Here is a 19,193-nt window from a genome sequence, read left to right on the forward strand (position 1 = left end):
TCGACGTCGGCCGCCGCCGGCTACTTTGCATGGGGTTGTTTTCGATATTTTGGTATCACGCCGCCTTGGCTGGGGAAAGCATCACGCCTTCAGCCGCGCGGCGTGCCACTGCAGATGATCGGCCATGAAGGTCGAGATGAAGTAATAGCTGTGGTCGTAACCCGGCTGACGCCGCAGGGTGAGGGGAATGTTGGCCTTCTCGCAGGCGGCCTTCAGGAGCTCGGGCCGCAGCTGTTCGGTAAGAAAGCCGTCGGCATCGCCATAGTCGACCAGCAGATCGGAGAACCGGGCGCCGTCCTCGATCAGCGCAACCGCATCATGCTTGCGCCACGCCTGCTTGTTATCGCCGAGATAGCCGCCCAGCGCCTTGTTGCCCCACGGCACCTGCGATGGCGCCACGATCGGGGCAAACGCGCTCGCCGCGCGATAGCGATCGGGATAGCGCAGCGCCACCGTCAGCGCACCATGGCCGCCCATGGAGTGACCGAGGATCGATTGCCGCGCCGTGTCGACCGGGAATTGCTCGGCGATCAGTTTTGGCAATTCCTCGGTGACGTAGCTCCACATCCGGTAATTGGTCGCGAACGGCGGCTCGGTCGCATCGACATAGAAGCCTGCGCCAAGGCCGAAATCGTAGGCATTGGCGGGATCGCCGGGGACGCCTTCGCCGCGCGGGCTGGTGTCGGGCGCAACGAAGATCAGGCCGAGCTCGGCGCATGCCTGCCGGAATTCACCTTTCTCGGTGACGTTGGCGTGCGTGCAGGTCAACCCCGACAGATAGGTGACGACGGGCAGCTTGGCCCCGGCTGCATGCGCGGGGACGAACACCGAGAAGGTCATGTCGGTCTTGGTTTCGCGGCTTGGGTGCCGGTAAACGCCTTGCGTGCCGCCATGCGACTTGTTCTGGGAAACCGTCTGCATCGTCATATTCCTCTGTGTTGGAGCGCGACGTCAGGCGACGCCGCTCTCGATCGCCAGCCGCACCAGCTCTGCCGAAGTGCGCACGCCAAGCTTCTGGCGCATGATCGATGACGTGTTCGCGACCGTCTTGTATGACGAATGCACCAGCCAGGCGATCTCCGACAGGCTCTTGCCGGAACTGAGCAGGCGCAGGATCTCCATCTCGCGCGAAGTGAGCTTGGAGAGTGGATTTTGCGCAAAGCCCGGCCGCGCAAAGGCGACGTTGCGCGCGATCGCCGGCGGCAGGTAGACGCCGCCATTGCCGACCTCGCGCACCGCCTCCACCAGATCGTTGGGGTCGCCGGTCTTCGAGACGTAGCCCTTGGCGCCGATGTCGATGGCGCGGGCGGCGAACACCGGGTCGTCGTTCATGCTGAACATGATGAGACGCGCGGATGCATCGCGCGACAGGATACGACGCGCCAGCTCGAAGCCGGAGACCGTCGGCAGGTTGATGTCGATCACGCAGAGATCGGGCTTCTCCGCGACGAACGCCCGTTCGCCGCTTTCGGCATCCGCAGCTTCCAGCAGGATGATCTCGGGATCGTCGGCGAACACGGTGCGACAACCGGAGGCCACGATGGGATGATCATCAACGATCAGAATGCGCATGGCGTTGTTCCGGCGACCTGCTTCGACTCATCGTGACATCGATTTGCGCGAAGAACACCTCGGTTTCGACCGGTTGTGCACCTCGCACGAGATTGCGATAGGGTGCGATTAGATAGCCGGGCAAATTTGGCTGTCAACGATCCTCTCGGAGGAGGGATCGCGGTCGGGGGCAACGTCATGTGGCAAAAGCTATCCTTGCGCGCACGGATCAACCTGCTGCTGGCGCTGATACTGGCGCTTGGGCTCGGCATCAATATTGCGCGGCTCGTGCTCGAAGCGGGGCCGCGCGTCCAGGCCGAGGATCAGAGCGTGATCCGGCTGGCGCGCGAGTTTGTCGCGACGATGGTGGCCGGTCTTGACGAGGCGCCGGATCCGGATGCGCGGCTCGACCAGATCGTCCAGGATCTGAGCCGGCTGCGTCACGTCAGCATCACGCGGCAGGATGACGCGACCGCAAAGTCTGCCGAGCACCCCGGGGAGGCAGGCGATCCGCGCGCTCCGCCGGAGTGGTTCGTCGCGCTGGTTCATCCCGAGCAGACCTCGGTGCGGGTGCCGATCTCGGTTCACGGCAAGCCGCAATCGCTCGTCATCACCTCGCATCCCGATGACGAAATGGCCGAGATCTGGGATGGCATCGTCACCCAGCTCGAGATCGGCTCCGCGATCGCGGTGGCGCTGCTGCTGGTGACCATGCTGGTGGTCGGCCGCGCGCTTGCGCCGCTGGAAGCGCTGTCGCAGGCCATGACCGGTATCGAGGCGGGAGATTACGATGCACGCGTCGAGCCGGGCGGATCGCCTGAATTGGCCGCGATCTGTGCCAAACTGAACCATTTGGCGGCGACCCTTGGCGAAGCCGTCGACAGCAAGCGGCAGCTGGCCGAACGTGCGGTTTCGCTGCAGGATTCCGAACGCAAGGAGATCGCGCGCGAATTGCACGATGAATTCGGGCCCTATCTGTTCGCGCTGCGCGCGCATGCCGGCGCGCTGACGCGGCTGTCGGAGGTCGAAAAGCCCGATCCTGCCGCGCTCCGCAAGCACGGCAGCGCTATCCTCGAGCAGGTCAACGCGCTTCAGCAGTTCACTCGCCGCATCCTGGAGCGATTGCGGCCGGTGGGTTTGGCAGAGCTTGGGCTCGCGGAAGCGCTTGGCGCGCTGCTGCGGCTATGGGGCGAGACCCATCCTGAGGTGGAGATCGAGAGCCGCATATCGCCCGATCTCGGCGAGACCGGCGAGACGGCCGATCTGACGATCTATCGTATCGTGCAGGAAGCGCTGACCAATGTGTTCCGCCACGCCGGCGCAACGGCGGTCGATATCACGATCGAGCCTGCGGAGCGGCCGACCGGCCTGCGCGGCAGCCGCGGCTGCGCGCTGGTGCGCGTCCGCGACAACGGCCGCGGCCTGCTCAGGGATCACCGGCTCGGCCGCGGTTTGACCGGCATGCAGGAACGAATCCTCGCGCTCGGAGGCACGCTCAAGATCAATTCCAGCGATGACGGCGTGACGGTCGAGGCACTTGTGCCAAAGGCCGCGCAGGCTTAGGGCGCGGTTCGCGGCCAGCATGCGAAGACGGCCCATCCCAGTGCGAGTGCGCCGGCGATCCAGAGCACGATGATCGCGATCATTCCCGCGCGACTGGTCGGGCGCTGCAGGACGGCGCCGCCTTTGGCGCGGCATTCTGCCATCACCTCATCCGGAACGAGCGAGATCGCAAGCCAGATGCCGAGCGGCAGCAGGATCAGATCGTCGAGATAGCCGATGACCGGGATGAAATCCGGAATCAGGTCGATGGGGGAGAGTGCATAGGCCGCGATAGCGACGGCGAGGGCTTTTGCGTACCACGGTACGCGCGGATCGCGCGACGCGAGATACAGCGCAACGCTGTCTCGTTTGAGGTTGCGCGCCCAATCCTTGATTGAGGACAACTTGATCGAGGAAAGTTTGATTGAGGACAGTTTGTTGGACGACATGGCGTGGCGCCCGCACGTCAGGCGAAACGCTATTCCAGGACCACATCGACCGGCATGCCGCCGTGCAGACCCTTGTGCACGGAGGAGGGGGCGATGCCAAAATACTTTCGGAACACACGGCTGAAATGCGATGAGCTCGAGAAGCCCCAGGAGAACGCAACGTCCGTGATGGTCTTGCCGTTCTGCGATTCCAGCTCCTGCCGGCAATTCTGCAGCCGGGCCTTCCAGATGTAGTCACTGACCGTCATACCGCGATCGCTGAACAGCATGTGCAGGTAGCGCTTCGAACAGCCGAGCGCCGCGGAAATGCGGTCGATGCAGAGATCGGGATCGCGCAGATGCTCGCGGATGAAGCCCTGGGCGCGCACATAGGTCGCCTCGGCGCTGCCGCGGTCGAACATCGCGCCGGTCTCGCGCAGCGGCAGCAGCAGCAGGTCGATCAGCGCATCGGCGACGCCGACGGCGTTGACCGGGGTCAGCGTCGGCGCCTCGCCGAACGCGGCATGGACGAAATCATAGGCGATGCGGCCGGTGCCGTTGCGCGCCGACAGCTTGCACGGCGCCATCTTGGAGAGCTGGAAGCCGCGCTCCTTGAGCAGGTCCTTCGGAACGATGACAACCTCGTGGCGCGTCAGCGACGGGCTGATGATCGTGTGCGGACACGACACATCGTAGGCGAAGCAGTCGCCCGGCATGATGTCGAAGTGCAGACCGTCCTGCTCGAAATGCGAGACGCCGTGGGTCTGAAATACGATCTTGATGTAGGGGTGCTCGCTCAGCCTGATGCGCGAGATGGTATGCGCGATGCGGTGCTGGCTTGCCTCGATCTGGCACAGCTTCAATCGCGATACGGTCGTGAAATTGATCCGGCCCTCGAGCGAGGATCCTTCCAGCGCATCGACGTCGAACTGACCGCAGAGGTCAGTGAGCGCATCCGACCAGCGCTGGATCTGCCGCTTGGGCGTCAATCCGTTCGTGCTGAGTGAATGGACTGTGTCGGTCATCTTTCCAGCCACCGATTCGATCCCCAACGTGACTGCCCATCGCGCCAAATTCTGGTCCGGGATGATGCGCCTTCTCCCTGATTCTGAACAGTTTGGGGAGGCGGCGGGATTTCTTCCCGATCAAAGCCGGGCGATCCTCCGACTTAGTTCTGGGCGCGTCAAGCGCAACCTTGGGCCGGTTCTATCCGACACTGGAACAGCGCCGGAGACGTTTGATGCCCTGCAGCATGAAGCAGCCTTTACCGCTTATTCGCGGCCCGACCGCAAAAATCTGACAATGCTTCGCTTCTGAGCAAACGGCGCTTCGCTGCTGGGCAAGTCAGCGGGATTCGATCGGACTATCACTTGGGTACCAAAATGGAAGAAGTGGGGCCGTTTCGGCGGAAACCCTTGAGCTCTTGAACCTGGGAGGAAATCCACGATGCGCAAGTTGCTTTACGCGACCAGCCTTGGGGCAATGGCGGTGTTCGCCGCCGGAGCTGCCAACGCCAATGACGAACTCCACAAGATGGCGCAGAACCCGAAAGACTGGGTGATGCCGACCGGCGACTACACCAATCAGCGCTATTCGAAGCTGAATCAGATCAACGCCCAGAACGTCGGAAAGTTGCAGGTAGCGTGGACGTTTTCGACCGGCGTGCTGCGCGGTCACGAAGGCGGCCCGCTGATCATCGGCAACATGATGTACGTGCACACGCCGTTCCCGAACAAGGTCTACGCTATTGACCTTTCCAAGGACAACCAGATCGTCTGGAAGTACGAGCCGAAGCAGGATCCGAACGTCATTCCGGTGATGTGCTGCGACACGGTCAACCGCGGCGTCGCCTATGGTGACGGCAAGATCTTCCTGCACCAGGCAGACACCACGCTGGTCGCACTCGATGCCAAGACCGGCAAGGTGGAATGGACGGTGAAGAACGGCGATCCGAGCAAGGGATCGACCGGCACCTCCGCACCGATGGTGATCAAGGACAAGGTCTTGATCGGCATCTCCGGCGGCGAGTTCGGCGTTCAGGCCCACATGAGCGCCTACGACATCAAGACCGGCAAGCTGGTCTGGCGCGGATACTCGGAAGGTCCGGATGACCAGATCCTGGTCGACGACAAGACCACCGAACTCGGCAAGCCGGTCGGCAAGGACTCGAGCCTGAAGACGTGGCAAGGCGATCAGTGGAAGATCGGCGGCGGCGCGACCTGGGGCTGGATCTCCTATGATCCCGAACTGAACCTCGTGTACTACGGATCGGGCAACCCCTCGACCTGGAATCCGAAGCAGCGTCCCGGCGACAACAAGTGGTCGATGACGATCTGGGCGCGTAACCCGGATACCGGCGTCGCCAAATGGGTCTACCAGATGACGCCCCATGACGAATGGGACTATGACGGCATCAACGAGATGATCCTTTCGGATCAGTCGATCGATGGCAAGCCGCGCAAGCTGCTGACCCACTTCGACCGTAACGGCCTCGGCTACACGCTCGACCGCGCCACCGGCGAACTGCTGGTCGCCGAGAAGTACGATCCGAAGGTGAACTGGACCTCGGGCGTCGACATGAAGAAGGACTCGCCGACCTATGGTCGTCCGAAGGTTCTTGACGCAGCGTCGACCGACAAGGCCGGCGAAGACCATAACGTCAAGGGCATCTGCCCGGCGGCGCTGGGTTCGAAGGACGAGCAGCCGGCAGCCTACTCGCCGGAGACCCAGCTGTTCTACGTGCCGACCAACCACGTCTGCATGGACTACGAGCCGTTCAAGGTGAGCTACACCGCAGGTCAGCCCTATGTCGGCGCGACGCTGTCGATGTATCCGCCTCCGGGTGAGACCAACATGGGCAACTTCATCGCCTGGGACGGCAAGACCGGCAAGATCGTCTGGTCGAACAAGGAGCAGTTCTCGGTCTGGTCGGGTGCACTCGCGACCGCCGGCGGCGTGGTGTTCTACGGCACGCTGGAAGGCTACCTGAAGGCAGTCGACGCCAAGACGGGCAAGGAGCTCTACAAGTTCAAGACCCCGTCCGGCATCATCGGCAACGTCACGACCTATGAGAACGGCGGCAAGCAGTACATCGCCGTGCTGTCGGGTGTTGGCGGTTGGGCAGGCATCGGCCTCGCGGCCGGTCTGACTGATCCGACGGCCGGTCTCGGTGCAGTCGGCGGTTATGCCGCGCTGAGCAACTACACCGCGCTCGGCGGCACGCTCACCGTGTTCTCGCTGCCGCAGTGAGCTGAGCAACCCTCGTTCCGGCGCGTGGAGCGATCTCCATGCGCCGGTCCGTCTTCAATCCGCACGCGAGGATATGCTTTTGCGTAAGATCTGGTTTGTGACTGCCGCGATCTTCGTCGTGGCAATGGGAGGAGTTGCCTCCGCCGAGGACGTGGGTGATCCGACCGCCGTCAAGTCCGAGGACGGCAAGTATCTCGACAAGGATGGAAACCCGACGTTCAAGGTCGCGTCCGACGGTACGGTGGACTGGTACACCTACTCCGGCTACCGCCGTTATCATTCGGAGTGCCACGTCTGCCACGGTCCCGACGGCATGGGCTCGACATACGCGCCGGCGTTGAAGGATTCGCTGAAGACCATGAGCTATGCCGACTTCATGGGTGTGGTCGCGAGCGGGCGCAAGAACGTGTCGACGTCGCAGGAAAACGTCATGCCGGCATTCGGCGATAATCCGAACGTTGCCTGCTACATGGACGACCTCTATGTGTACCTGCGCGCCCGCGCCAATGATGCGGTTGGGCGTGTTCGACCGGCCAAGCACGAAGACAAGTCGGATGCCTACGGAAAGGCGGAAGACGCCTGCATGGGCAACAAGAACTGAGCGTGACCGGCGCGAATGACAAACCTGTTTGATGTTTTGTGGAGACCAAGATGAAGACCCGCGCCGCAGTCGCATTCGAAGCCAAGAAGCCGCTTGAGATCGTCGAGCTCGACCTGGAAGGACCCAAGGCCGGCGAGGTCCTTGTCGAGATCAAGGCGACGGGTATCTGCCATACCGATGCCTACACGCTCGACGGCTTCGACAGCGAAGGCATCTTCCCCTCGGTACTCGGGCACGAAGGCGCCGGCATCGTTCGCGAGGTCGGCGCCGGCGTGACGTCGGTGAAACCGGGCGATCACGTGATCCCGCTCTACACGCCCGAATGCCGCCAGTGCAAAAGCTGCCTGAGTCAGAAGACCAATCTCTGCACCGCGATCCGCGCGACGCAAGGCAAAGGCGTGATGCCCGACGGCACCTCGCGCTTCAGCCACAAGGGCAAGACGGTCTTCCACTATATGGGCTGCTCGACCTTCTCGAACTTCACCGTTCTGCCTGAGATCGCGGTGGCGAAGATCCGCGAGGACGCGCCGTTCGACAAGAGCTGCTACATCGGCTGCGGCGTCACCACCGGCGTCGGCGCCGTCGTCAACACCGCCAAGGTGACGCCGGGCTCCAACGTCGTCGTATTCGGCCTCGGCGGCATCGGCCTCAACGTGATCCAGGGCGCCAAGATGGTGGGCGCCGACAAGATCATCGGCGTCGACATCAACGACTCAAAGGACAATTGGGGCCGCCAGTTCGGCATGACGCATTTCGTCAACCCGACCAAGGTGAGCGGCGATATCGTGCAGCATCTGGTGGGCCTGACCGACGGCGGCGCCGACTACACCTTCGACTGTACCGGCAACACCAACGTGATGCGCCAGGCGCTGGAGGCCTGCCACCGCGGCTGGGGCGTGTCGGTCGTGATCGGCGTTGCGGAATCCGGCAAGGAGATCGCGACGCGGCCGTTCCAGCTCGTCACCGGACGGGTCTGGAAGGGCACCGCGTTCGGCGGCGCGCGTGGCCGCACCGACGTGCCGAAGATCGTCGACTGGTACATGAACGGAAAGATCCAGATCGATCCGATGATCACCCACGTGCTGAAGCTCGACGAGATCAACAAGGGCTTCGACCTGATGCACGAGGGCAAGTCGATCCGTTCGGTCGTCGTGTTCTAAAATCAAAACACCAAGCACTAGGAGGATAGGTCAATGACTGTTCATATCCACCCGTCAGTCGACAACGGCGTCAAGCAAGGCTCCGGCAGTTTTGCCGGCGGCACACTGGTCTGCAAATGCGCGGACAAGAAGGTCAAGGTCGGGGTCAAGGGCGATGTCGCCCACAACCACGCCTGCGGCTGCACCAAATGCTGGAAGCCTGCGGGCGCCACTTTCTCGGTGGTCGCCGTGGTCCCGCGCGAGAACGTTACCGTGCTGGAGAACGGCGACAAGCTGAAGATCGTCGACGCGGCTGCGGTGATCCAGCGCCATGCCTGCACCGGATGCGGCACGCATATGTACGGCCGGATCGAGAACAAGGGCCATCCGTTCTATGGTCTCGACTTCATCCATCCGGAGCTGTTCCAGGAGTCCGGCTCGGCAGCGCCCGGGTTCGCCGCCTTCGTCTCGTCCGTGATCGAGTCCGGCGTCAAGCCGGCCGATATGGCCGGGATCAGGTCGCGGCTGAAGGAGCTTGGGCTCGAGCCCTATGACTGCCTGTCGCCGGCGCTGATGGACGCGATTGCCACCCACGTGGCGAAATCCAAGGCGGCCTGACCAAGGCAGTCTGACGAGGACGGTCTGACCGGCCGGCCCTGACGAGATCCGGTGCCGGCAGAGGGCCTGTCGGCGGCGGATATGCTGGTAGTACCCGTGACCTTGAACCTTGCATGCCCTGCGGGCGACCACAGGGCATGCATTTTATTTTCCGCCTTGCCCTCGTCCTATCCCCGATCCTGCTCCTTTCGCCGGCCCGCGCCGTGTCGCCGGAGGACCGCTACATCGCCGCGCGCGACGCTGCGATCGCCAAATTCGCCAAGCTGTCGAACGACAACAAGATCAATGAGGCCGTCGACAAGGCGGAGGCCGCCGCGCGCGACGAGCTGAAGGGGCAACTGACGGCGATCCTGTCCCAGCCCGCCCGACCCGGCTTTGCGCCCGCGCAGCTCAATCTCGATACTCTATATAAGGGCGATATGGGGTTCGGCATGCTGGATGGCCTCCGCTTCGACGCCGACAAGGGCAGGGACGGCGGCAAGATCGGCGAGAAGCGCGCCGATGGCAGCTTTGTCGAACCGAAAGCCCATATCATCGTTACCTCCGAAGCCCTGTTCACGCGCTGGCTGCACGAGCACAAGACGTGGTGGGACAAGGGCAGCAAGAACGTGCCGCAGCAGATCGAGCCGGCCCTGAAGTTCGAGGGCCTCTACACCCAGGCGATTTCGACCGATGCCGCGGTGATCAACTTCAACGAGCTGCCGATCGTCAAACCGGCGTCGGCCACCCTGACTTACGGGTTCCTGGCCGGCCGCACCCAGGACACAACCCCCGAGGCCGCCGACGAGGTGTTCGTCGCGGCGCTTGCCGGCGGCAAGTTCTACATCGCCTATGGCGAGATCGAGCCGGTCGTGAAGGTGCCGGCCTGTACGGCGATCCGGACCGACTACAACAAGAAGGCGGACGAAGCGGCCGAGAAGCTCGAGCGCAAGCAGATCACGCGGAAGGCTTATGACAAGCTCGGCGACCTGCGCCAGCAGGGCGATGACGCATTCAAGCGCTGCTTCGTTCAGCACGCCCCGGAGCAGCCGGCATTCGCCGAAGCCGCCAAGCAGGCCCAGGCGCTGCTGGAGACGGCGATCGGCAGGTAGATCCGCGCGCTATTCCCACTCTCCAAACAGCAGACACATCCACACCACCTGCAGGACCGGCCAGGCCGCGAACGCGCTGCACAGCAGCCCATTGCCGAGCGGCGCCCTGCGTCGGCGCACCCGCATGAGGGAGGTGATTCCGAGTGGAAGCAGCAGGAGAAATGTCGGTGCGAAAATCGCGCCGTACAAAATGACAAGCTCCGCGTGGGCGGGAATGCCTTCCTGCGTGATGAATTGCAGCAGGAAAAAGTACATGACGAGGAGAACAGGGGCAAACAGGGCCGACGAGGCTGCCGGCGAGAACCCTGACGGATCGATGCCATGCCTGCTCACCCAAGCCCTGATGATGATCCATCCCGACACGAACATCACGACAAGCGGCACGCCCAGCTTCAACAGAACGTCTTGCGCGTTCATGATGCTCGTCAGGTAGAGTGCCACATCAAGCTCCATGCGCTGCGACGTGAGTGCTTCGATCGCCTGCGATTCATGCCGATCGATCGCAGCTTCTGTCCTAACAACATGGCGGCGCCGATGATGGATTTTGTCGTGCAGAATTCGCGGTTTGTCGTGCAGGGTTCGTGCAGACGGCCAGGATAGCCGCAGCCGCGCTCCTGCCGATGACTGGCAAGCAGGCCCGGTGCCGCCGCTGCAAGCGATGGCTCGCGAATGGCCCGGCGCGGGTTTGATCGGCGGCCCGCGCGCACCTATCTTCTCCGGACGCTCTGCATCCCGGGAGACGCCATGAATACCGCCATCAGCCCGTTTCGCATCGCCGTCAGCGACGATGTCCTCGAGGATCTCCGCACCCGGCTGCGCCGGACCCGCTGGCCCGAGGCCGAGCTGGTCGACGACTGGAGCCAGGGCGCGCCGCTGCAATGGATCAGGGACGTCTGCAACTATTGGGCGGAGAGGTATGATTGGCGGCAGCGCGAGGCGCAGCTCAACCGCTTCAGCCAGTTCACGACCGAAATCGACGGGCTCGGCATCCACTTCATCCATGTCCGCTCCAGGCACCCGGAGGCGCGGCCATTGCTCATCACCCATGGCTGGCCGGGATCGGTGGTTGAATTCCACAAGGTGATCGAGCCGCTGACCGATCCGACGGCGCATGGCGGCAGCGCGGCCGATGCCTTCCATGTGGTGTGCCCGTCCTTGCCGGGCTTCGGCTTCTCGGCCAAGCCGACCGCCACAGGCTGGGGCGTCGATCGCATCGCCACCGCCTGGGCCGTGCTGATGGAGCGGCTCGGCTATTCCAGGTATTTTGCGCAAGGCGGCGATTGGGGCTCCGCGGTCACGACCGCGATCGGCGGGCAGGACGCGGCACACTGCGCCGGCATCCACATCACGCTTGCGATGTCGACCCGGCCCAATGTCGAGGGACAGCCGACGCCGGAGGAGACCCGTGCGCTCAACGGCATCAAATACTATGCCGATTGGGATTCCGGCTATTCCAAGCAGCAGTCCACCCGGCCGCAGACGCTTGGTTACGCGCTGACGGATTCACCGAGCGGGCAGGCGGCCTGGATCCTGGAAAAGTTCTGGGCCTGGACCGACTGCGACGGGCATCCGGAAAACATCCTCAGCCGCGACGAACTGCTCGACAATGTCATGCTGTATTGGGTGACCGAGACGGCCGCGTCGTCGGCGCGGCTCTATTGGGAAAGCTTTGGGCCCGGCAAGCGAACCCCGCACAAGGTGAGCGTGCCGACCGGCGTTGCCGTGTTCCCGAAGGAGATCGTCACGCCGGTCCGCAAATGGATGGAGACGAATTTCACCAACATCCAGCACTGGCGTGAGATGCCGAAGGGCGGACATTTCTCGGCGTTCGAGCAGCCCGAGCTGTTCGTCGGCGAGGTGCGGGAGTTTTTCGGCAAGCTGGGTTAGCTGTGTAGTTCGACGCGCAGGATGGGTAGAGCGAAGCGAAACCCATCGACCTTGCGTGCAGCACGAATGATGGGTTTCGCTTCGCCCTACCCATCCTATGAACCACAAACTACAGCAGCCCCCGGTAAATCCCCGGCGCGGAGCCTTCGATGGCCACCGCGCCGACGGCCTTTGCATAGAATTCTGCCGGCCCGACGCCGCCGATGATGGCGTAGCCGAAGCCCTGGTGTTTCATGTCCTCGAGACAGGCGAACAGCAGCGCCTTGCCGATGCCGCCCTGCTGCGCCTTCGGCGCGACGCCGGTCGGACCGAAGAAGTTGCGACAGGCGGCGTCGTGGCAGGCAAATCCCACGATCTTCTTTTGCTGGATCGCAATGAAGCAGGAGGCCGGTTGGCGGCTGAATGCGACCTCGGTTTCGCTGGCCCATGCTTCGCTGAACGTTTCCCGCACCCAGGCCACGACCTTGTGCTTTTCGGGCGCAAGCGCCCTGCGCATGACAATTCCGGCCTTCAGCAATCGATCGTAGGCGGGCCGGGAATCGGGCAAAGCATAGAGCTTGACGAGCATGTCCATCCGGCGACCTTAATTGAAAACGCGCCCCGCGGGCAAATCACGGGAGGAAGGGTGGGGCGGGGCCGCAGGCTTTGTGGATGAATGGATTCCGGGTTTCTCGCTTCGCGGGCCCCGGAATGACGGACCTGTCGCGATGGATTGCCGCAGTACGGACCGTCGAGCGCCGCTCATTTCCGCCGCTGCTTGTTCGCGATCCTGGCTTCGCGCGCAACGGCCCAGAAATACCCGCCGCAGAATGCAACAATCGAAACAATCACGGCGGCGGCAATAGTCTCTTGCATGTCGGCGGCTCTCCAAGTACACGTGTCTCACATACGTGGGAATTATGCCCACGAAATGGCAGGTCGGTTTCGGGACGTAAAGAGGCGGAGCGCATGCATGGCGAGAGACAGCGCAACAGACAGACGCCTTCGGGCAATCGCAGCTTTCATCATCATGGCCGGCATCGGTTCGGCGCAAGCGGCTCGGACTGCTGAGAAGCCGGATGCCAGCCGGGGCACCGTCTCGATTCCGATCGACACAAGGAGCCAGACGTCCGCGATGGAGGGTGTGGTCCGCCCCATCCAGCTTCCCAAGGGCGCTTCCGCGCTCAGCGAGACCTATGGAGACTGGATCGTCAAATGCCTGCTCGACGGCGGTGCCAAGCTCTGCACCCTGGGACAGACACAGACCTCCAAGGAGACCAATCAGCAAATCTTCGCCATCGAGCTGATTCCGAGGGATGGAAAGGCCGAAGGCAACATCCTGATGCCGTTCGGGCTGAAGTTCGACGCCGGGGCCGTGCTCAAGCTCGACGGCAAGGATCTGGAGCAGACCCGGTTCTCCACCTGCACCGCGCAAGGCTGTTTGCTTCCGGTATCTTTTCCCACGGTCGTGACCGACACGATCAGCAAGGCGAAGACGCTCACCGTTGCCGCGCAGAACATCAGTAACGGGCAGGCGGTCGTCTTCAATGTCCCGCTCAACGGCTTCGCCGCCGCGCTGGAACGCACCATTCAGCTTGGAGGCTGACCGGCAATCTCGTCAGCGCGCCAGCACCGGACCGCGTGCCCGTCGGTGCGTGTTTGGAGCGAAGGCCCGGGCTCGCGCTGGCACACCGCTTCGGCGTAGCGACAGCGTGGGCTGAATGCACATCCGTCCGGCGGATTGAGCGGATTGGGAAGCTCGCCCCTTGTCGTCGCAAGCGGTGCGCGGCGTAGCGGATCGGGAATCGCGGCGATCAGGGTCTGCGTATACGGGTGGGCCGGCCGTTCGAAGATTTCGCGCCAGCCGCCCGTCTCGACGATGCGGCCGAGATACATCACCGCGACCCTGTCGCTCATGTGCTCGACGACGCCGAGGTCGTGGCTGATCATGATGTAGGAGAGGCCGAGAGTCTCCTTCAACTCCAGCAGCAGATTGATGATCTGGGCACGGATCGAGACGTCGAGCGCCGAGACCGGTTCGTCGCAGATGACGATCTTGGGATTGAGGATCAGCGCACGGGCGATGCCGATCCGCTGGCGCTGGCCACCCGAGAACTCATGCGGGTAGCGGCCGGCCTGCTCGGGCCGCAGGCCGACATGTTTGAGCATCGCCGCAATGCGTCCGTCGATTTCGCTCTTGGCCGTCACGCCATGCAGGCGCAGCGGGTCTTCTAGCGTGCGGCGAACGGTCTGGCGTGGATTGAGCGAGGCGTAGGGATCCTGAAACACCATTTGCGCGGTGCGGGCCAGCAGCTTTCGATCGACCGATCGCTGGCCCGTCACGACGTGCCCGTCGAGCACGATCCTGCCTCGCGTCGGCGTCAGCAGCCCAAGCAGCAAAAGGGCGACGGTCGACTTGCCGCAGCCGGATTCGCCGACGAGACCGAGGCACTCGCCGCGCTTCAGTTCGAGATCGATACCGTCGACCGCGCGCAGCAGCCGCTGGCCGCCGCCCAGCAAGCCGCCGCCGAGCGGAAAATGCACTGCGAGATCCTCCACGCTGAGGATGACATCGTCGCCGGGCCTCGCCGCAAGGTCATGCATGGTGGTGGCACCTGACGAGGCCGCCTGCACCGAGCCATGTCGTCTCCGGTGCGGTGGTCCGGCAGATCTCGGTCGCCTGTGCGCAACGCGGATTGAAGCGGCAGCCGCTCGGAAAGTCCGCGATCGCCGGGACGACACCGGCGATCTCGCGGAGCCGCGACCGGCCGAGTGCTGCGCGACTGCCCAGCCGCGGCAGCGAGTCGACCAGGCCCTGCGTGTAGGGATGCGCGCAGGCGCGGAAGATATCGTCCGAGCCGCGCTCCTCGACAATGCGGCCGGCATACATGACGCCGACGCGGCGGCAAACGTTGGCGACGAGGCCGAGATCGTGGCTGATCATCAGGATCGCCGTGCCTCGCTCGGCGCACAGATTGCGCATCAGTTCGATGATTTCCGCCTGTACCGTCACGTCGAGCGCGGTGGTCGGCTCGTCGGCGATCAGAAGATCCGGGTCGCATGCCAGCGCGATGGCGATCATCACACGTTGGCGCATGCCGCCCGAAAGCTGGTGCGGGTAATCCTTCACCCGCCGCTCCGGCGCGGGGACGCGCACGTTCGCCAGCGCTTCGACCGCCAGCTGATTTGCCTCGCGCCAGCTCTTGCCCTTGTGCAGCACGAACATCTCCGCGATCTGCCGGCCGACCGGCGAGACAGGATTGAGTGCCGTCATTGGCTCCTGGAAGATCATGGCAATGCGGTTGCCACGCAGCTCCCGCTGCTCGGCAGCGGAAAGTCCTTGAATCTCGCGGCCCTCGAAACGGATCGCGCCAGCGGCAACCGCGAGCGGCCGGCGCAGCAGGCCGATCAAGGCGAGTGCAGTAATGCTCTTGCCGCAGCCGGATTCGCCGACAAGGCCGAATGTCTCGCCGCGATCGATACGGAATGAGACACCCTCGACCGCCGCAACATGCTTGACGCCGTCGTCGAGATCGATGCGCAGGTCCTCGACTTCGATCAGCGGAGGAGCCGTCATGTACGCCGGCTCCGTGATTGCGGATCGAGCACGTCACGCAAGCCGTCGCCAAGCAGATTGAGGCCGAGCACCGTCAGGAAGATGGCAAGGCCCGGGAACACCGAGAGCCATGGCGCCGTGGTGATCTGGTCGCGCGCCTCCGACAGCATGCTGCCCCAGCTTGGATAGGGCGGACGGATGCCGAGGCCGAGGAATGAAAGCGAAGCTTCTGCCAATACCGCGCCGCCCATGCCGAGCGTGCCGATGACGATGATCGGGCCGACCATGTTCGGCAGCAACTGCGTGATCATGATACGCAGATCTCCATAACCGAGCACGCGCGCAGCCTGCACGTAGCCCTGGCTCTTGAGCGACAGCGTCGAAGCGCGTGCGATCCGGCACGTGAAAGACCAGTTGGTCAATCCGAGCGCGATCAGGAGGCTGGTCAGGCCGGGTCCAAGCACCGCCATGATGGCGAGTGCGAAGATCAGCGAGGGGATGGCCAGCATCAGATTGGTCAGCCCGTTGACGACATCGTCCCACCAGCCGCCCCAATAGCCCGCCGTCAGGCCCAGCGTCACGCCGATGACGCTATTGACGAGCTGCGAGACGATGCCGACCGTCAGCGAGATGCGCGCGCCATGCACGACGCGGGAATAAATGTCGCGCCCCTGCGCGTCGGTGCCGAACCACCAGATCCAGCTCGGCGGTTCTTCCGCATTCATGAGGTTGGCACCCATGACCGGATCGGTATGTGCGAGCCAGGGCGCGAACAGGCCGACAAAGATCGCAAGCGCGAACAGCGCCCCGCCGATGATCGCGCTGGTTCCAAGCTTCATCGCGGCCGCTCCGATTTAGCAGGGAGCACGGTCGCGCGTGGGCTGGCGTGATGAGACTGGCCGCCGCTCATGCGTATCTGATCCTGGGATCGATCACGCCATAGAGCAGGTCGACCAATGTATTGACGGCGAGGAAGAACAGCACCACCACGAGAATGGTGCCTTGCACGGCGGGAATGTCGCGCTGCAGGACGCTGTCGACCAGCAGCGAGCCGATGCCCGGCCAGGAGAACAATTTCTCGACGACGACTGCTTGCCCCATCACGACGCCGAACTGCAGGCCGATCGCGGTGAGAATGATGACGAGAGCATTGCGCATCACATGCCACGTCACAACCCGGGTTTCGCTCATGCCCTTCGAGCGCGCCGTGCGGACAAAATCCGCGGTCATGATCTCGAGCACCGCTGCCCGCGTCGTCCGCGCCAGCAGCGCCATCGGCGAGACGCCGAGGGTCACGGCAGGCAGCAGCAGATATTTGAGGCTGCCATCGCCATAGCCGAAACTCGGCAGCCAGCCGAGCTTCAATGCGAACAGATACATCAGCAGCAGCCCGAGCCAGAATTTGGCCATTGAAAGGCCCGACACCGCCAGGACCATCGAGAGTGTATCGACGATGCTGCCCGGCCTCAGCGCGGCGATGAAACCGAGCGGAACGCCGACCGCAACCGCAAACGCCAGCGCTGCGAAGATCAGCTGCAGCGTTGGCCACATCCGCTTGGCGACCATGGTCGTGACCGGCTCGCGGGTCCGGAACGAGGTCCCGAAGTCTCCTGTCGTGAGCTTGGCGACGTAGGAGCCGAAACGCACGTAAATGGGATCGTCCAGGCCGAGCTGCTTTTTCATGCGCTCCACGACCTGCGGGTCGGTCGGACCCCGGCCGTCATCGCCCATGCTGGACACGATGCTGCCCGGAACGACGCTGAACAGCACGAAGATCACCAGCACGACAGCCAGCACGGTCGGAATGGTCTGCAGGACTCGGCGGATCGCGAAGGAGAGCATTGGACGTTTTCCTCATCCCCTCCATCGTCTGAAACGATGGAGGGCGAGTGATGGCACCTGTCACTTCGCCGGCGAGGTATCGTCGACCCAGAGGTCTTCGACGTTTTGATGGGTCAGTTCCGTCGCGTCCAGCTGGATTCCCTTGAGCCAGGGCTGCACCGCCATGACCGCCTTGTTGTAGTTGAAGAACCAGACCGGCGCTTCGTCCTGGAGCAGCGCGTTGGCCTTCTGCAGCAGCTGGACGCGCTTTGCGGCATCGTCGGTCTGGCCGGCCGCATCGATGATCTTGTCGAATTCCGCGTTCTTGAAGTTGGTGTAGTTGCAGGCCGATAGCGGCGTCGCCGAATGGAAGCATTTGAGCGCCGCCTGCGGATCCGGGCCGGTGGCCTGGGAGTAGATGAAGGCCTCGAAGTCGCCTTTGCGGATGACCTCCGCCAGCACGGCGGTCTCGACCTGCTTGACCTTCACCTTGATGCCCACCTTGTCCAGCATCGGGATCGCGGCTTCGACGATCGGCAGGCCCCAGCTTTCGTTCTGGCTGGTGGTCCATTCGAATTCAAAGCCGTTGGGATAACCCGCATCCGCAAGCAATTGCTTCGCCTTCGCCGGATCGTAAGGGTAGGGCTTCATGGCCTTGTCGTATGCCGGCGAGGTCAAAGGCAGCCAACCGGTGGCGCGATAGGCCTTGCCCTTGACCAGCTTGTTGATGATCAGATCGGCGTCGATCGCGTAATTGATGGCCTGCCGAACCCGCTTGTCTGAGAACGGTTTGAACGCAGGATTCATCCCCATATAGCGGGTGAAGACCTCGGCGACCTCGACGATGGTGCCCTTGAGGTTGGGATCGGCCTGATAAGCGACATACTGCGCCGGCCCGAGCACCGAGGTGTCGATCTCCTTGTTGCGGAAGGCGACGTCGCGGGCCGCGGCTTCGCCCATCAGCGATATCACGAGCTTGTCGGCATATGGCTTGCCAGGCTTGTAGAACCGGTCCCACCGTTCCAAGACGATGCGGGATCCCGGCACGTGCTCGACGAATTTGAACGGACCAAGTCCGATCGGCTTCTGCAGGAAGCTCTCCTTCCCGCCCTCGTCGGCGGGATAGATCGAGGTCAGCGCGGTGAAGAAATAGAAGGCGGGATCGACTTTCTCGGTCAGCTTCATTTCGAGGGTGAAGTCGTCGATCTTCTTCAGGCCCGAGATTTCCTTGGCTTGGCCCTTCTCGACCTCGGCCGCGCCCTCGATCAGGCGGACAAAGCGCGCGCCGGGATAGGCCTTGGTGCCGTCCATGATGCGGTTGTAGGACCAGATGATGTCGTCGGCCGTCATCTTGCGGCCGTTGTGGAAATAGGCGTCGTCGCGCAGCTTGAAAGTATAGATGAGACCTCCACCCGAGACGGTGACCTCCTTGGCAAGTTCCAGGACCGGCTTGCCCTCGGTCGAGTCCCATATGTAGAGCGAGCGGTGCAGAGCCTTGGCGTAGATTTCGTCCTGGGCGCGCGGTGTCGTGTGGATGTCCATGCTGGTGAAGCTGGAGCCATAGGGCGCCGTCATGCGAATGGTCCCGCCCTTGCGCGGGCTCTGGGCTTCCGCCGTGGCGGCGAGTGCGAGCCCGATGCCAACCGCGATCGCAATGACCTTGAACTTCATGCTTCCCCCAACGATGCAGGAACATTCCGAACTGCGAGTTGACCATCGGCAGCACGTCAA

20 protein-coding genes are annotated in these 19,193 nt (G+C 63.3%); 9 read left to right on the top strand and 11 right to left on the bottom strand.

What is annotated here, in order from left to right:
* Positions 1-81 precede the first annotated feature (81 nt).
* Both fghA and CO675_RS25790 read right to left on the bottom strand, forming a co-directional pair.
* Entirely contained in the window at positions 82-927 is an 846-nt protein-coding gene (gene fghA / locus CO675_RS25785; protein ID WP_097674652.1) for an S-formylglutathione hydrolase, read from the bottom strand.
* A 24-nt stretch (positions 928-951) separates the two neighbouring features.
* Complete coding sequence (locus CO675_RS25790) at positions 952-1,572, bottom strand: response regulator transcription factor (RefSeq protein ID WP_097674653.1); 621 nt, start codon at positions 1,570-1,572, stop codon at positions 952-954.
* A 177-nt stretch (positions 1,573-1,749) separates the two neighbouring features.
* Here CO675_RS25790 and CO675_RS25795 point away from each other — a divergent pair, with 177 nt between their 5' ends.
* On the top strand, positions 1,750-3,114 hold the full coding sequence (locus CO675_RS25795) for a histidine kinase (RefSeq protein ID WP_097674654.1): 1,365 nt from the start codon (positions 1,750-1,752) through the stop codon (positions 3,112-3,114).
* Here the strand turns inward: CO675_RS25795 and CO675_RS25800 are convergent.
* Together CO675_RS25800 and CO675_RS25805 are read right to left on the bottom strand one after the other, a co-directional pair.
* Positions 3,111-3,542, bottom strand: a complete 432-nt coding sequence (locus tag CO675_RS25800; protein ID WP_198964742.1) for a YkvA family protein — start codon at positions 3,540-3,542, stop codon at positions 3,111-3,113. The genes CO675_RS25795 and CO675_RS25800 overlap by 4 nt on opposite strands.
* Before the next feature lie 29 nt (positions 3,543-3,571).
* On the bottom strand, positions 3,572-4,546 hold the full coding sequence (locus CO675_RS25805; protein WP_097674774.1) for a helix-turn-helix domain-containing protein: 975 nt from the start codon (positions 4,544-4,546) through the stop codon (positions 3,572-3,574).
* Here CO675_RS25805 and CO675_RS40120 point away from each other — a divergent pair.
* The 6 genes from CO675_RS40120 to CO675_RS25830 all read left to right on the top strand — a co-directional run bounded on the left by CO675_RS40120 (position 4,500) and on the right by CO675_RS25830 (position 10,219).
* Positions 4,500-4,838, top strand: a complete 339-nt coding sequence (locus CO675_RS40120; RefSeq protein ID WP_198964750.1) for a hypothetical protein — start codon at positions 4,500-4,502, stop codon at positions 4,836-4,838. The two genes, CO675_RS25805 and CO675_RS40120, sit on opposite strands and share 47 nt — an antisense overlap.
* A gap of 129 nt (positions 4,839-4,967) precedes the next feature.
* The gene (xoxF5, locus tag CO675_RS25810) at positions 4,968-6,770 is read left to right on the top strand and encodes a lanthanide-dependent methanol dehydrogenase XoxF5 (RefSeq protein WP_097674655.1); all 1,803 of its coding nucleotides are present in this window, start codon (positions 4,968-4,970) and stop codon (positions 6,768-6,770) included.
* A 124-nt stretch (positions 6,771-6,894) separates the two neighbouring features.
* A complete protein-coding gene (locus CO675_RS25815; protein WP_198964746.1) occupies positions 6,895-7,371 on the top strand; it encodes a c-type cytochrome, methanol metabolism-related in 477 nt (158 codons plus the stop codon).
* Between the two features lie 50 nt (positions 7,372-7,421).
* The gene (locus CO675_RS25820) at positions 7,422-8,531 is read left to right on the top strand and encodes an S-(hydroxymethyl)glutathione dehydrogenase/class III alcohol dehydrogenase (RefSeq protein ID WP_097674776.1); all 1,110 of its coding nucleotides are present in this window, start codon (positions 7,422-7,424) and stop codon (positions 8,529-8,531) included.
* Between the two features lie 33 nt (positions 8,532-8,564).
* Positions 8,565-9,128 carry an S-(hydroxymethyl)glutathione synthase gene (gene gfa, locus CO675_RS25825; protein WP_097674656.1) on the top strand — a complete coding sequence of 188 codons (564 nt, stop codon included), beginning with the start codon at positions 8,565-8,567 and terminating at the stop codon, positions 9,126-9,128.
* Between the two features lie 137 nt (positions 9,129-9,265).
* Entirely contained in the window at positions 9,266-10,219 is a 954-nt protein-coding gene (locus tag CO675_RS25830) for a hypothetical protein (protein ID WP_097674657.1), read from the top strand.
* A gap of 9 nt (positions 10,220-10,228) precedes the next feature.
* On the opposite strand, the gene CO675_RS25835 is transcribed toward CO675_RS25830, so the two are convergent.
* Positions 10,229-10,660 (bottom strand): hypothetical protein, encoded by a 432-nt coding sequence (locus CO675_RS25835; protein ID WP_143279108.1) that lies wholly within the window; start codon positions 10,658-10,660, stop codon positions 10,229-10,231.
* Between the two features lie 303 nt (positions 10,661-10,963).
* On the opposite strand from CO675_RS25835, the gene CO675_RS25840 reads away from it, so the two are divergent.
* On the top strand, positions 10,964-12,106 hold the full coding sequence (locus tag CO675_RS25840; protein ID WP_097674659.1) for an epoxide hydrolase family protein: 1,143 nt from the start codon (positions 10,964-10,966) through the stop codon (positions 12,104-12,106).
* A 109-nt stretch (positions 12,107-12,215) separates the two neighbouring features.
* On the opposite strand, the gene CO675_RS25845 is transcribed toward CO675_RS25840, so the two are convergent.
* Positions 12,216-12,680 carry a GNAT family N-acetyltransferase gene (locus CO675_RS25845; RefSeq protein ID WP_097674660.1) on the bottom strand — a complete coding sequence of 155 codons (465 nt, stop codon included), beginning with the start codon at positions 12,678-12,680 and terminating at the stop codon, positions 12,216-12,218.
* Positions 12,681-13,115: 435 nt separating this feature from the next.
* Between CO675_RS25845 and CO675_RS25850 the strand changes: the two genes are divergently transcribed.
* Complete coding sequence (locus CO675_RS25850; protein ID WP_245452919.1) at positions 13,116-13,691, top strand: invasion associated locus B family protein; 576 nt, start codon at positions 13,116-13,118, stop codon at positions 13,689-13,691.
* On the opposite strand, the gene CO675_RS25855 is transcribed toward CO675_RS25850, so the two are convergent.
* The 5 genes from CO675_RS25855 to CO675_RS25875 all read right to left on the bottom strand — a co-directional run bounded on the left by CO675_RS25855 (position 13,676) and on the right by CO675_RS25875 (position 19,133).
* The gene (locus CO675_RS25855; RefSeq protein ID WP_097674777.1) at positions 13,676-14,689 is read right to left on the bottom strand and encodes an ABC transporter ATP-binding protein; all 1,014 of its coding nucleotides are present in this window, start codon (positions 14,687-14,689) and stop codon (positions 13,676-13,678) included. The two genes, CO675_RS25850 and CO675_RS25855, sit on opposite strands and share 16 nt — an antisense overlap.
* Positions 14,682-15,662 carry an ABC transporter ATP-binding protein gene (locus tag CO675_RS25860; RefSeq protein WP_097674662.1) on the bottom strand — a complete coding sequence of 327 codons (981 nt, stop codon included), beginning with the start codon at positions 15,660-15,662 and terminating at the stop codon, positions 14,682-14,684. Before CO675_RS25860 ends, CO675_RS25855 begins: the two co-directional genes overlap by 8 nt.
* Positions 15,659-16,480 carry an ABC transporter permease gene (locus CO675_RS25865; RefSeq protein WP_097674663.1) on the bottom strand — a complete coding sequence of 274 codons (822 nt, stop codon included), beginning with the start codon at positions 16,478-16,480 and terminating at the stop codon, positions 15,659-15,661. The genes CO675_RS25860 and CO675_RS25865 overlap by 4 nt, the downstream gene beginning before the upstream one ends.
* 67 nt (positions 16,481-16,547) lie before the next feature.
* Positions 16,548-17,483, bottom strand: a complete 936-nt coding sequence (locus tag CO675_RS25870; protein WP_097674664.1) for an ABC transporter permease — start codon at positions 17,481-17,483, stop codon at positions 16,548-16,550.
* 60 nt (positions 17,484-17,543) lie between these two features.
* The gene (locus tag CO675_RS25875; protein WP_097674665.1) at positions 17,544-19,133 is read right to left on the bottom strand and encodes an ABC transporter substrate-binding protein; all 1,590 of its coding nucleotides are present in this window, start codon (positions 19,131-19,133) and stop codon (positions 17,544-17,546) included.
* Between the last annotated feature and the right edge of the window lie 60 nt (positions 19,134-19,193).

Source organism: Bradyrhizobium sp. C9 (genome assembly GCF_002532045.1).
GTDB lineage: Bacteria > Pseudomonadota > Alphaproteobacteria > Rhizobiales > Xanthobacteraceae > Bradyrhizobium.

What these genes read in the sequence shown, in the direction of transcription:
- CO675_RS25805 (WP_097674774.1), bottom strand. Translation starts at nt 4,546, where the DNA reads ATGACCGACACAGTCCATTCACTCAGCACGAACGGATTGACGCCCAAG.
- gfa (WP_097674656.1), top strand. Translation starts at nt 8,565, where the DNA reads ATGACTGTTCATATCCACCCGTCAGTCGACAACGGCGTCAAGCAAGGC.
- CO675_RS25875 (WP_097674665.1), bottom strand. Translation starts at nt 19,133, where the DNA reads ATGAAGTTCAAGGTCATTGCGATCGCGGTTGGCATCGGGCTCGCACTC.
- CO675_RS25830 (WP_097674657.1), top strand. Translation starts at nt 9,266, where the DNA reads ATGCATTTTATTTTCCGCCTTGCCCTCGTCCTATCCCCGATCCTGCTC.
- CO675_RS25850 (WP_245452919.1), top strand. Translation starts at nt 13,116, where the DNA reads ATGGCCGGCATCGGTTCGGCGCAAGCGGCTCGGACTGCTGAGAAGCCG.
- CO675_RS25870 (WP_097674664.1), bottom strand. Translation starts at nt 17,483, where the DNA reads ATGCTCTCCTTCGCGATCCGCCGAGTCCTGCAGACCATTCCGACCGTG.
- CO675_RS25815 (WP_198964746.1), top strand. Translation starts at nt 6,895, where the DNA reads ATGGGAGGAGTTGCCTCCGCCGAGGACGTGGGTGATCCGACCGCCGTC.
- CO675_RS25795 (WP_097674654.1), top strand. Translation starts at nt 1,750, where the DNA reads ATGTGGCAAAAGCTATCCTTGCGCGCACGGATCAACCTGCTGCTGGCG.
- fghA (WP_097674652.1), bottom strand. Translation starts at nt 927, where the DNA reads ATGACGATGCAGACGGTTTCCCAGAACAAGTCGCATGGCGGCACGCAA.
- CO675_RS25820 (WP_097674776.1), top strand. Translation starts at nt 7,422, where the DNA reads ATGAAGACCCGCGCCGCAGTCGCATTCGAAGCCAAGAAGCCGCTTGAG.
- CO675_RS25865 (WP_097674663.1), bottom strand. Translation starts at nt 16,480, where the DNA reads ATGAAGCTTGGAACCAGCGCGATCATCGGCGGGGCGCTGTTCGCGCTT.
- CO675_RS25855 (WP_097674777.1), bottom strand. Translation starts at nt 14,689, where the DNA reads ATGCATGACCTTGCGGCGAGGCCCGGCGACGATGTCATCCTCAGCGTG.
- CO675_RS25840 (WP_097674659.1), top strand. Translation starts at nt 10,964, where the DNA reads ATGAATACCGCCATCAGCCCGTTTCGCATCGCCGTCAGCGACGATGTC.
- CO675_RS25800 (WP_198964742.1), bottom strand. Translation starts at nt 3,542, where the DNA reads ATGTCGTCCAACAAACTGTCCTCAATCAAACTTTCCTCGATCAAGTTG.
- CO675_RS25860 (WP_097674662.1), bottom strand. Translation starts at nt 15,662, where the DNA reads ATGACGGCTCCTCCGCTGATCGAAGTCGAGGACCTGCGCATCGATCTC.
- xoxF5 (WP_097674655.1), top strand. Translation starts at nt 4,968, where the DNA reads ATGCGCAAGTTGCTTTACGCGACCAGCCTTGGGGCAATGGCGGTGTTC.
- CO675_RS25845 (WP_097674660.1), bottom strand. Translation starts at nt 12,680, where the DNA reads ATGGACATGCTCGTCAAGCTCTATGCTTTGCCCGATTCCCGGCCCGCC.
- CO675_RS25790 (WP_097674653.1), bottom strand. Translation starts at nt 1,572, where the DNA reads ATGCGCATTCTGATCGTTGATGATCATCCCATCGTGGCCTCCGGTTGT.